We start from the raw sequence: 12277 nt of genomic DNA, 5'->3' as shown, positions 1-12277 counted from the left end.
TTAGCGCCGATGATAGTGTGGCATTCGCCATGTGAAAGTAGGACACCGCCAGACGCCCCATTGCAAAGCCCAGCTCACACGAGCTGGGCTTTATGCATTGTGCTGACCGCCAGACGGCGCGATCGAACTCTCCTTCCTGTCTTCCCCATTCTTTAGCTTTCTCCTTGATTATTAAGCCATTGTTCTTTTTGTGGCTGTATTTTCACTTATTTTTACTGAAATTTCGGCTAATTACTCAGCAGAACCTATTGGTTATGAATAGAATTCCAGCATCAAGATCGGGAATCGAGGCGGGAATTTTGAGAAATTTCAGGCGGGATGGTGTGCATTTATTTGTATTGGCCTGGGCTCTCTGCGCCTTGTTGGTGACGGTGCTGTGGGGGATGGGGGAGCTGCAGCGTTTGAGGGACGAGTTCGAATCAGTGGCGCAGCGGGCGCATGCAATGGTGGCGCGCAAGCTGGACCAGAATGAGTCGGTGCTGTCTTCCGTGGATGCGCTGATGGCGGCAAGCCGGCCATTTGAGGCATCTGAGCTGTCCACCTTTGCGCGCGAGCTATTGCCCCATTATCCGCAGCTTCATTCCTTTATCTTTTTTCAAAGCGTGCCCTTGGCGGAGAGGCCGCTCTTCTTGCGCCAGATGAGCGGCAAGTTTGGCGCGACCTTTTACATTCGCGATTTCGACGTGGCGGGCAATCGGGCATGGCGGCCGGCCGCCGTGCGTCCGCAGTCATTGGTGATTTCCATGCTGGAGCCGGATCGGCCGGAAGCCGGTCCGATGTTTGGCTACGATATTTTGGGCGATGCTTATTTCCGGCCGGCCTTGAGCAGGGCCTTGGAGACTGGGCAGCGAGTGGCCAGCGGCGCGTTCGAGTTGCACGAGGGCGGTGGACGCGCTTATTTCTTGTTCCAGCCCTTGTTCGAAGATAGGGAGAAGGCGCCGGGCAAATTGGTTGGCGTGGTGGGCCTGGTGGTGTTTTGCGATCGCCTATTGCAGGCGCCGGCTCTGGAGCGCTTGTTGCCTGGATTGGACTTGACCCTGTACCTGGACGGCGTCCTTGCGCCGGGCGCGCCCTTGTTTCAGCGCCTGCATACTTCGTCCGAGCGTGATTGGTGGCCGGTGTTGCGTAGGCTGGAGGCTCGGCTTCCGCTGTCCAGCGTGGCCCAGCCTTTTGTGCTGGGCGTGGCTAGGGATGTCAGAGTGACGGACTTGGCGTTGTTGCCTTGGCTGTGGCAGCAGTCTTTGTTGCTGGCTTTCTTCGTGTTCGCCGGCCTGGTTCACTTGCAAAGAATGGCTTTGCGGCATGAACGTCAGCAATCGGACGAGGCGATCTTTCTGCAGAGCGAACGGGCGTCCGTCACGCTGAGCGCGATTCATGACGGGGTGATCATTCTGCGCCAGGACCATGCGATCGAGCTGGCAAACCCGATGGCCTTGGAGTTGATGGGCATGGCGGCGGAGGAGGTGGTTGGCCGCGTCTGCCACGAGGTGTTCCACTTGCAGGCCGAGTTGGCCGCGGAGCTGGCGGAGGATCCGATCCGAGAGTGTTTCCGGACCGCGCAGCCGGTGGTGTTGGCGGAGAGGATGCAGCTGACGTCGGCGCGAGGTCAGATTCGTTCGGTGGAGGGCGGGGTATCGCCGTTGTTCTCGCGGGAAGGGGGGCTGATCGGCGTGGTGTGCGCCTTGCGCGACCTGGGGCCTTTGCGGCAACGCACGGTGGCGGCGTTGGAGGCCAGCGAGAGCAAAGTCAAAGAGCACTTGGAGAAACTGTCCCATGTGGCCCGGCTGCATACGATGGGTGAAATGGCGTCCGGCATCGCGCATGAGCTGAATCAGCCTCTGACGGCGATCGCTAATTATTGCCAGGCCAGCATTCAGTTGCTGGAGGGGGTTGAGGAGGCGCCGGCTCAGGTGAACGCAGCGCTGCGTCTGGCGGTGGCGCAGGCAGAGAGAGCGGGGGAGATCATCAAGCGCTTGCGCGCCTTGGTCAGCAAGCGCGCGATCGAGACGCGGCTGATCGATTTGAACCAGGTGGTGGGCAATTGCATGTTCCTGGCCGAGTACGATCTGAAGGAGCGCGGCATCGAGGTGGTTCAGCTGTTGTCGGGTTATCCGGTGGCGGTGTTGGCCGACAGCATTCAGCTGGAGCAGGTGGTGCTGAATCTGCTGTCAAACGCGATGGACGCCTTGCGCGACGAGCCGATGATGAAGCGCCATGTGATCGTGCATACCCGGCGAGAAGGCAAGAAAGCGATTCTGGAGGTGCGGGACACCGGTCGCGGTATTACGCCGAGTTCATTGGAGGTGCTGTTCCATCCATTCTTTTCAACCAAGCCAAACGGAATGGGGCTGGGTTTGTCCATCTGCCAGACGATTGTGGAGCAGTACGGTGGCCTGATCTCGGCGGAAAACATCCCGGCCAGCGGCGCTTGCTTCCGGATCGAGTTGCCTTTGTCGCGCCAAGGCGAGCCGGAGCGTGCTCCGGTGCCCTCGCCTGACGGCTGCGGCGCCGGTGTTTGACGGTGCTAGCTCTTGGGGGCCGGAGCCGGCGTTGCGGTCTGCGTGCGATGCGAGCGTTCTTCGCGCGGGGTGATGCCGAAATGGTTGCGATAGGTGCTGGAGAAATGGGGGCCGCTGGAGAAGCCGCAGGCCAGACCGATCTGGACGATGGATTTGCTGGTTTGCTGCAATAGCTGGCGCGCTCGGCTCAGGCGCAACTCCAGATAGTATTTGGACGGCACCGTGCTCAGGTATTGTTTGAACAGCCGTTCCAGCTGGCGTCGGGAGACGCCGACATAGTAGGCGATGTCGTCGGTGCTCAGCGGCTCTTCGATATTGGCCTCCATCAGGCTGACCGCTTCCGTCAACTTGGGCTGGCTGCCGCCGATGCGGGTAGCCAGGGGGATGCGTTGGCGTTCATTGCCGGGACGGATGCGTTCCATGCTGAACAGTTCCGACAGCTGAGCGACAAATTCGTGGCCGTGCTGATTGCCAACCTGGGTCAGCATGAAATCGAAAGTGGCCGCTCCGCCTGCGCAGCTGAGGCGTTTGCCGTCGATTTCAAATAGATTGGACGAGGTGATGATGTCCGGAAACTCTTCGGTGAAACGGCTGATCTCGCGCCAGTGTATTGTTGCGCGCAGGCCGTTGAAGTGTCCGGTGCGGGCCAGCCAATAGCTGCCGCAGCCGATGCCGCCCAGTTGGATTTTATCCGGGCCGCAGGCGGTGAGCCCCTTGCTCAGGACGTCCAGGCTGAAGTCGGGATTGATGTCGTCGGCCAGGATCAGCAGGCAATCCAGCTTGGGGGCGCCGTCCAGCGGCAGATCCACCGCCAGCCGCGTGCCGTTGGAAAGCGGCACCGCTTGTCCGTCCAGGGAAAGCAGCAGGGTTTCGTAGAGTTTTTTCTCCGCCAGCCAATTGGCGTGCAGCAGAACCTCGGAGGCGATGGCGTAATCCGCCATCGAGGCATGGGGCAAGAGCAGGAAGCCGTAGCGCAGAGGCTTGGCGGGGTGGGACGGATGCTGACCCATTGGTTTTCGCGGCGAAGGGTGGAGATTACAAAAACACACCATGCCGGGCATGAGGCCGGCATGGTGTGCGACATTTTCCTATTGTACGATTTATTTCAGGCTGCCGGAGAGGAATTGTACCAATCGCTCGCTTTGCGGGCGGATCAGCACTTCCTTGGGGTGGCCTTGCTCCTCTATCCGGCCCTGGTGCAGGAAGATGACGTGGTTGGACACTTCGCGGGCGAAGCCCATTTCGTGGGTGACCACCACCATGGTGCGGCCTTCGCCGGCCAGGTCTTTCATCACGCGCAGCACTTCGCCGACCAGTTCCGGGTCCAGCGCCGAGGTGGGTTCGTCGAACAGCATCACTTCCGGTTCCATCGCCAGCGCGCGGGCGATGGCGACGCGCTGCTGCTGGCCGCCGGACATATGGGCCGGATACTTGTCTTCGACGCCGCGCAGGCCGACCTTGTCCAGGTATTTGCGGGCCCGGGCGCAGGCTTCGTCCCGGCTGAGCCCCAGCACGTGAATGGGCGCTTCGACGATGTTTTCCAGCACCGTCATGTGCGCCCATAGATTGAAGTGCTGGAACACCATGGCCAGTTTGGTGCGGATGCGCGCCAGCTGATTGGCGTCGGCGGCCTTGAGCGCGCCGGTCTTGCGATCGGATACCAGCTTGAGTTCTTCGCCGGCGGCGAGAATGCGGCCGCTATTGGGCTGCTCCAGCATGTTGATGCAGCGCAGAAAGGTGCTTTTGCCTGAGCCGGAGGAGCCGATAATGCTGATGACGTCGCCGGCGTGAGCGGTCAGCGACACGCCCTTCAGCACTTCGTGCGAGCCGTAGCTCTTATGCAGATCGCTGACTTGCAGCTTCAGATTCTTATCGGTGGGGGTGTGCATGATGGTGTTCCTGTATCGCTATCCGCATTAGTGCTTGCGTGGCGCCAAATAGGCCAGCCAGCGTTTTTCCGCCTGCTTCATCAACCAGACCAGCAGGAAGGTGAGCGCAAGGTAAATGGCGCCTGCGGTGAGGAAGGGCTCGAAAGCCATGTAACTGTCCGCGTAGATGCGGCGAGCCACGCCGGTAATGTCCGCCAGAGTGACCAGGCCGGCGATGGCGGTGCTTTGCAGCATCATGATGACTTCATTGCTGTAGGCGGGCAAAGCGCGGCGCAGCGCCGAGGGCAGCACAATGCGGCGCATCATCAGCCATTTGCTCATGCCCATGGCCTGGGCGGCTTCGATCTCGCCCCAGTGGGTGTTGCGGATCTGGCCGGCGATGATTTCGGTGGTGTAGGCCGCCGTGTTCAGGGTGAAGGCGAGGATGGCGCAGAAATAGGCTTCCTGCAGGTAGTGCCAGGCCCAGCTGTCGCGGATCCAGCCAAACTGGGCCAGACCGTAATAAATGATGAACAGCTGGACCAAGAGCGGCGTGCCGCGGAAGACATAGCCGTAAACGCGGACCGCGCCGGAGGCCAGCCGGTTTTTGGAGACTTGCATCAGCGCCATCGGAACGGCCATCGCCATGCCCAGAATAAGGGAGATGAACAGCAGTTCCAGCGTCATCACCAAGCCGTCGCGGCTGCTCATGACGGCGTTGCCGTCTCCGCCGCCGAAGAAGGCGGGCAGTTTGTCCAGAATCAGTTGGAAGTCGATCACAGTCCGCTCTCCTTGACGCCCAGCGAATAGCGTTTTTCCAGTTTGCCCAACAGCAGATTGGACACCCCGGTGATCGCCAGGAACAGCAGGCCCACGATCAGATAGACGGTGAAGGGTTCCTGGGTGGTGGATTTGGCCGCGTCGGCGCGATACATCACGTCGTTCAGGCCGATGACCGAAACCAGGGCGGTGGATTTGACCAGCACCAGCCAGTTATTGGAGAAACTGGGCAGGGCGAAGCGAATCATCTGCGGAACGGTGATGCGGAAGAACACGCGCAGCGGCGTCATGCCGTAGGCCATGCCGGCCTCCATCTGTCCTTTGGGCACAGCCATCATCGCGCCGCGGAAGGTTTCCGTCATATAAGCGCCGAAGATGAAGCCCAGGGTCAGCACGCCGGCGACGAAGGGATCGATATTGGGACTTTCCCAGCCCATGCGGCCGCAGAGGTCGTTGATCATCATCTGGACGCCGAAGAACAGCAGAAACATCCAGACCAAATCGGGCACGCCTCGGACCACGGTGGAATAGAGTTCCGCCAGCCAGACCAGCGGTTTGGAGTGAGCGGATTTGAACAGCGCGCCAATCAGGCCCAGCACGATGGATACGAGCAGTGCTGAGCCGGCCAGCTGCAATGTGAGCACTGCTCCTTGCAATATGCTGGGAAGGTAACCTTGCAAAAACATGGTGTTACTGCCTCATTCGTCAGCCTTGCGCGCAAGGCCGGTCCTTGCTCGGCCGCATGGGGGAACGGCCGAACAAAAAAGTCCCGGCGAGGCGCGCGGTGCGGGCGGCAGCAAGCCGCCCAGCGCCTAGGGCGCTTGGCCGGGACGGATGCGGTTACGAGGGGTTTAGCCGCCGTAGACGTCGAAGCTGAAGTACTTGTCTTGGACTTTCTTGTAGCTGCCGTCCTTGCGCACCTGATCAATCGCCTTGTTCAGGCGTTCGGCCAGCGCCTTATTGCCTTTCTTGACGGCGATGCCCGCGCCCAGGCCGAAGTATTTGACGTCGGCGTAGTTCGGGCCGACAAAGGCGTAGCCCTTGCCGTTGGCGGTTTTCAGGAACTCTTGATCGCCGACGGCGCCATCGACGAAGACGGCGTCAACACGGCCGGACTTCAGGTCCAGGAAGGACTCGGGCGACTTGGCGTACGGCACGATGGTGGCGCCGGATTTGCCCCAGTAGTCCTTGGCAAACTTTTCCTGAGTGGAGGCGCGCAGCACGCCGATCTTCTTGCCCTTGAAGCTGTTCTGGTCAACGGCGGTGCCGGATTTGGCGACGATGCGGCTGGCGATGTTGTAGTACTTGCGGCTGAAGTCGACGGCTTTCTTGCGTTCCTCGGTGATTTGCATCGAGGACAGAATGGCGTCGAATTTGTTGGCGTTGAGGGCGGGAATCAGGCCGTCCCAGTCTTGCGGAACGATTTGACAGCTGACTTTCATGGCGGCGCAAAGGGCATTGGCCATGTCGATGTCGAAGCCTTGCGGCTTGCCATCGGCGCCTTGTTTGGAGAACGGCGGGTAATTGAGGTCAACCCCAAAACGCAGAGTCTCTGCTTGGACGGAAAAACCGGACAGCAGAGCTGCCGCTGCGGAGGCGATCAGGACTTTTTTCATGGCGTGGATTTCTACTTCTCTATCGGGTGTTCGCGTCGTTGCGACGAACGCAAACCCAAGCTTGTAAACCCGGCGCTTGGAACGAGGCTGCTCACGGTGTCTCGCCCAAGCCGGAACCATTGTAGTTTTTTCTACTTTTGCCAGTAGTTGGCCGCAGCTTGCAACGGTTATCCGCCGTGCGCAAGATGGGGCCATTGTCTGGCAATCGGTGTGAGCAAGTGTTCGTATTTTAACCGATATTCTTGCTTCATGTGAAATGTATGAAAAATCAATGACTTATATTTCTTTTTTGGACTTGTGTACAATGTGGGGCTGGGAGAGAAACTTGTAAGCCGCCGTCGCATTGCTATAAGGCTAAAAGTGGCGTTCGCCACGATTTATCCCTGCGGCATTCGATGGGGGCGAACAGGCTTTTCCATGAAAATGTACGTCCACGTCGCATTAAGGAAATCCCGGCATGAAGGGGGTATCTACAATGCCTCGACACACTCCGTGCACACAACAAGAGAAGCAACATGTCGCTTACCAATAAGACCGAACTCGCGAGCCTGATCGCCGATATTCAGGCTGTAGCAGAGACCAAGCTTTCCGAAAAGGAGAAACACCAGCTCGAACCCTTCTTCCCGATCTACTTCGAGGAAGCCGAGCATGCCGACCTTAGACAGTTTTCGTCGCTGGATTTGTTCGGCGCCGCGTCGGCGCATTACGCGTTCGGCGCCAAGCGCGCGGCCGGTCAGCACAAGGCGCGCATTTACAACCCGGATTTCGAGCGCGACGGTTGGCAAAGCACCCATACCGTGATTGAAGTGGTCAACGACGATATGCCGTTCCTGATCGACTCCATCACCATGCTGCTGTCGCGCCATAGCCTGAACCTGCACCTGCTGGTGCACCCGGTGCTGTCGGTGGGCCGCGACAAGAACGGCGCGATCCAGGCGGTCAAGCGCACCGAGGACCGCAGCCTGCCGCTGGAGTCCTTCATCCACGTGCAGATTGACCGAGTCACCGATCCGGCGGTGCTGAAGCAGCTGGAAGCGGATTTGAACCGCGTGATTGTAGACATCCGCTTGGTGGTGAGCGACGAGCCCAAGATGCGCGAAGTGTTGGCCGACATCAGCAAGGACCTGTCCCTGGTCAAGGGCAAACGCGCGGCGGAAGCCAAGGAGGCGGTGGACTTCCTGGCCTGGATGTCCAAGCGCAACTTCCTGTTCATGGGGTATTGCGATTACGACCTGGTGCGCCGCAACGGCAAGGACAGCCTGAAGATCGTCAAAACCTCCGGTCTGGGCATCTTGAAGGACCAGGGCGACAAGGAATACTCCGCCAGCTTCGAACAGCTGCCGCAGGAGCTGCGTGAACTGGCTCACCTGCCGCAACTGATCATTCTGAACAAATCGCAGACCCGCTCCATCATTCACCGCCCGGCCTACATCGATTTTGTCGGCATCAAGCGTTTCAACGACAAGGGCGAAGTGATAGGCGAGCGCCGCTTCCTGGGCCTGTACACCGCCAGCGCCTACCAGGACTCCCCCAAGGACGTGCCCATCCTGCGCCAGAAAGTGGCGACCGTGGTCAGCAACTGCGACTACGTGGACGACAGCTATAAATCCAAGACCTTGAGCTTTGTGCTGGAGGCCTATCCGCGCGACGAACTGTTCGAAATCCCGGCCGAGGTGTTGGGACCGATCTCCGAGGGCATCGTCAGCCTGCAGGAACGCCCGCGCGTGCGCCTGTTCGTGCGCAAAGACCGCTACCACCGCTACGTCAGCTGCCTGGTCTACGTGCCGCGCGACAGCTTCAACACCGAAGTGCGCCTGAAGATAGAGAAGGTGTTGATGAACGCCTTCAACGGTACCAGCGCCGAGTTCAGCGTGCAGATCAGCGACGGCTCGCTGGCACGCGTGCATTACATCATCCGCACCAACGCCGCCAAATTGCCGGAATTCCACGAGGCCGACATCGAGGCCGAAATCGCCCGCCTGGTGCGCGGCTGGGTGGAAGAGCTGCATCAACTGCTGGTGGAAACCCACGGCGAAGAACTGGGCAACGCGCTGTTCAACCGTTACAAGGGCGCTTTCCCGGTGGCTTACCGCGAAGAGTTCGCGGTGCGCAACGCGGTGCTGGACATCCAGCATATCGAATCGGTCAACGCCGACTCCCCGCTGGCGATGAAGTTGTACCGGCCCTTCCATCGCGGCGCCTCGGCTTTCAATCTGAAGCTGTTCCGCGAAGGCGAGGCGTTGGGCCTGTCCGCCAGCCTGCCGATTTTGGAAAACATGGGCGTCAAGGTCCGCGACGAGCATCCGTACTGCGTGCAGCGCGCGGACGGCCGTCAGGTGTGGATCAGCGACTTCGGCCTGGATGTGGGCTCCGCGGAAGAGCAGATCGCCAGCGAAGAAGTGCAGCAGGACTTCCAGGAGCTGCTGACCCAGGTGTTCGCCAAACGTTGCGAGAACGACGGCTTCAACCGCCTGGCGCTGGTGGCCGGGTTGGACTGGCGTGAAATTTCGCTGGTGCGCGCCTTGGCCAAGTACCTGCGCCAGGGCGGCCTGACCTTCAGCCAGGCTTACATCGAGCAGTGCGTGGCCAATTACCCGGCCATCACCCGCTTGCTGGTTGAACTGTTCGCCGTGCGTCTGGACCCGGCGCATGCCGACGACGCGCGCGCCGACGCCTTGCTGGCCAAGCTGCGCGAGCAGCTGGACGGCGTGGCCAATCTGGACGAAGACCGCATTCTGAACGGTTTCCTGTCGGTGATCCTGGCCACCCGCCGCACCAACTTCTGGCAGAAGGGCGCCGACGGCGAGTTCAAGTCCTATATCTCGTTCAAGCTGGAATCCAATCTGCTTCCCTTCCTGCCGCAGCCGCGCCCGATGTTCGAAATCTGGGTGTACAGCCCGCGCGTGGAGGGCGTGCATCTGCGCGGCTCCAAAGTGGCGCGCGGCGGCTTGCGCTGGTCCGATCGCATGGAGGATTTCCGCACCGAAGTGCTGGGCCTGGTGAAGGCGCAGATGGTGAAGAACTCGGTGATCGTGCCCATGGGCTCCAAAGGCGGCTTCGTCGGCAAGCAACTGCCGGCGCCTAGCGACCGCGAGGCGTTCCTGGCGGAAGGCGTCGCCTGCTACAAGATCTTCATCTCCGCGCTGCTGGACGTCACCGACAATCTGGTGAACGGCCAGATCGTGCCGCCGGCGGATGTCCGCCGCCTGGATCCGGACGATCCGTACCTGGTGGTGGCGGCCGACAAGGGCACGGCCACTTTCTCCGACATCGCCAACGGCATTTCCGCCGATTACGGCTTCTGGCTGGGCGACGCCTTCGCCTCCGGCGGTTCCGCGGGTTACGACCACAAGGGCATGGGCATTACCGCCCGCGGCGCTTGGGAATCGGTCAAGCGCCATTTCCGCCACCTGGGCGTCAACACCCAGGAGCAGGATTTCAGCGTGATCGGCATCGGCGATATGGCCGGCGACGTGTTCGGCAACGGCATGCTGCTGTCCGAGCACATCTGCCTGAAAGCGGCGTTCAATCACCTGCACATCTTCCTGGATCCGACGCCGGACGCGGCCAAGAGCTACGCCGAGCGCGCGCGTCTGTTCAAACTGCCGCGTTCCAGCTGGACCGATTACAAGCGCGAGCTGATCTCCAAGGGCGGCGGCATCTTCGAACGCTCGGCCAAGTCCATCCCGCTGTCGCCGGAAGTGAAGGCCTGGTTGGAGACCGACAAGGACAGCATGGCGCCGAACGAGCTGATCCACGAGATCCTCAAGGCCAAGATCGACCTGCTGTACAACGGCGGCATCGGCACCTACGTCAAGGCGTCCAGCCAAAGCCACGCCGACGCGCGCGACCGCGCCAACGATCCGGTGCGCGTCGACGGCCGCGATTTGCAAGCCCGGGTGGTGGCCGAAGGCGGCAACCTGACGTGCACTCAACTGGGTCGCGTCGAGTTCGCGCTGAACGGCGGCCGCATCGCCACCGACGCCATCGACAACTCCGCCGGCGTGGACTGCTCCGACCACGAAGTCAACATCAAGATTCTGCTGGGCGGCGTAATGCAGGCTGGCGACATGACCTTGAAGCAGCGCAATCAACTGCTGGCGGAAATGACCGACGAGGTGGCGCAGCTGGTGTTGCGCAACAATATCCAGCAGACCCAGATCCTGGCGATCAAACGCCAGGAGGCCGCCGCGATGCTGACCACCCATGCGCGCATGATCGCGCACATGGAGAAAACCGGCGAACTGAACCGCGAAATCGAGTACCTGCCGTCCGAAACCCAGATCAATGAGCGCCGCCTGGCGCGTCAGGGTCTGACCGTGCCGGAAATCGCGGTGCTGCTGTCCTACAGCAAGATTTCGCTGGATCAGGCGATTCTGGCGACTGATGTGCCGGACGACGCGGACTTCCTGTCCATCCTGACCCATTACTTCCCGAAACCGCTGCAGCAGCGCTTCGGCGCGCAGATGCAGCAGCATCAGCTGAAGCGGGAGATCATCGCCAACCAGTTGGCCAACCAGATCATCAACCGCATGGGCACCACCTTCGTGTTCCGCATGCAGGAAGAGTCTCCGTTCTCCGCCGGCGACATCGCCCGCGCCTGGTGGATTGCCAGCCGCGTGTTCGACGCCGAGCGCCTGTGGAGCGAGATCGAAGCGTTGGACAACAAGGTGTCGGCGGATCATCAGGTGGAAATGATGGTGCTGGTGCGCACGCTGGTGGAGCGTGTGACGCGTTGGGTGCTGCGCAACAAGCGTCCGTTCGCCTCGGTGAACGCCGTGATCGAGCAGTACGCCACCAAGGTGAAAGCGCTGTTGACGCAACTGCCTCAGCTGATCGCTTCCGGCAGCTACCCGGCAGTGGAGGCGCTGGAAGCGCGCCTGAGCCAGCCGGGCATGCCGCAGCCGCTGGCGCAGGTGCTGGCGCGTCTGGAGTTCGCCGTGCCGTTGATGGACATCATCGAAATCAGCGAAGGCAGCGCATTGCCGCTGGAGCAGCTGGCTAAGAACTACTACCAGTTGGGCCACGCGATGCAGCTGGATTGGCTGCGCGACGCGATCACCAGCCTGCCGCGCGACAACCGCTGGCAGTCGCTGGCGCGCTCCGCGCTGCGCGACGACTTGTACCGCGTGCATCGCAATCTGGCGGGGCAGGCCTTGCAGGACGCCGCCGGCGCGGAAGCGTTTGCGCAGCAGTGGATGGAGAAGCGCCATCACGAAGTGGAGGTGTGCGCGCAGATGTTCGCCGAGCTGCAGTCGTTCAGCGTGTTGGATCTGGCCATGCTGTCGGCCGGCATGCGCGAACTGAGCAACCACCTGCTGGCCTGATCGCCCGCTAGGGATCGCGTCAATTGAAAACCGGCTCTTAGGAGCCGGTTTTTTTTGCGTCCGGAGGGCCTGCTTGGGACGCGGGGCAGGGAAAATTTGGAATCTGTTTACGATGGGCCGCGTGTCGGCAGGATGGAGGACGAAGGGCGCTGAAACCGTCTTCGAAA

Annotated in this window: 7 protein-coding genes; 2 read left to right on the top strand and 5 right to left on the bottom strand. The window is 60.9% G+C overall.

What is annotated here, in order from left to right; genetic code table 11:
- Positions 1-92: 92 nt before the first annotated feature.
- Positions 93-2519, top strand: coding sequence for an ATP-binding protein (locus NK214_RS06900; RefSeq protein WP_253314085.1), 2427 nt, complete (start codon positions 93-95; stop codon positions 2517-2519).
- 5 nt (positions 2520-2524) lie between these two features.
- Here the strand turns inward: NK214_RS06900 and NK214_RS06895 are convergent, their stop codons facing one another.
- The 5 genes from NK214_RS06895 to NK214_RS06875 all read right to left on the bottom strand — a co-directional run bounded on the left by NK214_RS06895 (position 2525) and on the right by NK214_RS06875 (position 6783).
- Positions 2525-3529: a GlxA family transcriptional regulator gene (locus NK214_RS06895; RefSeq protein WP_253314084.1), complete on the bottom strand. Its 1005-nt coding sequence runs from the start codon at positions 3527-3529 to the stop codon at positions 2525-2527.
- Positions 3530-3619: 90 nt separating this feature from the next.
- Positions 3620-4408 (bottom strand): ABC transporter ATP-binding protein, encoded by a 789-nt coding sequence (locus NK214_RS06890; RefSeq protein WP_107798588.1) that lies wholly within the window; start codon positions 4406-4408, stop codon positions 3620-3622.
- A 27-nt stretch (positions 4409-4435) separates the two neighbouring features.
- Positions 4436-5167 (bottom strand): ABC transporter permease, encoded by a 732-nt coding sequence (locus NK214_RS06885; protein WP_107798589.1) that lies wholly within the window; start codon positions 5165-5167, stop codon positions 4436-4438.
- A complete protein-coding gene (locus NK214_RS06880) occupies positions 5164-5853 on the bottom strand; it encodes an ABC transporter permease (RefSeq protein ID WP_107798590.1) in 690 nt (229 codons plus the stop codon). The genes NK214_RS06885 and NK214_RS06880 overlap by 4 nt, the downstream gene beginning before the upstream one ends.
- Positions 5854-6018: 165 nt before the next feature.
- Entirely contained in the window at positions 6019-6783 is a 765-nt protein-coding gene (locus NK214_RS06875) for an ABC transporter substrate-binding protein (RefSeq protein ID WP_048407703.1), read from the bottom strand.
- Positions 6784-7298: 515 nt separating this feature from the next.
- Between NK214_RS06875 and NK214_RS06870 the strand changes: the two genes are divergently transcribed.
- Positions 7299-12110 carry an NAD-glutamate dehydrogenase gene (locus NK214_RS06870; RefSeq protein ID WP_253314083.1) on the top strand — a complete coding sequence of 1604 codons (4812 nt, stop codon included), beginning with the start codon at positions 7299-7301 and terminating at the stop codon, positions 12108-12110.
- Positions 12111-12277: the final 167 nt, after the last annotated feature.

The organism is Chromobacterium sp. S0633 (assembly GCF_024158805.1).
Classification (GTDB): Bacteria; Pseudomonadota; Gammaproteobacteria; order Burkholderiales; family Chromobacteriaceae; genus Chromobacterium.
This window is presented reverse-complemented; position numbering and strand designations above follow the sequence as displayed.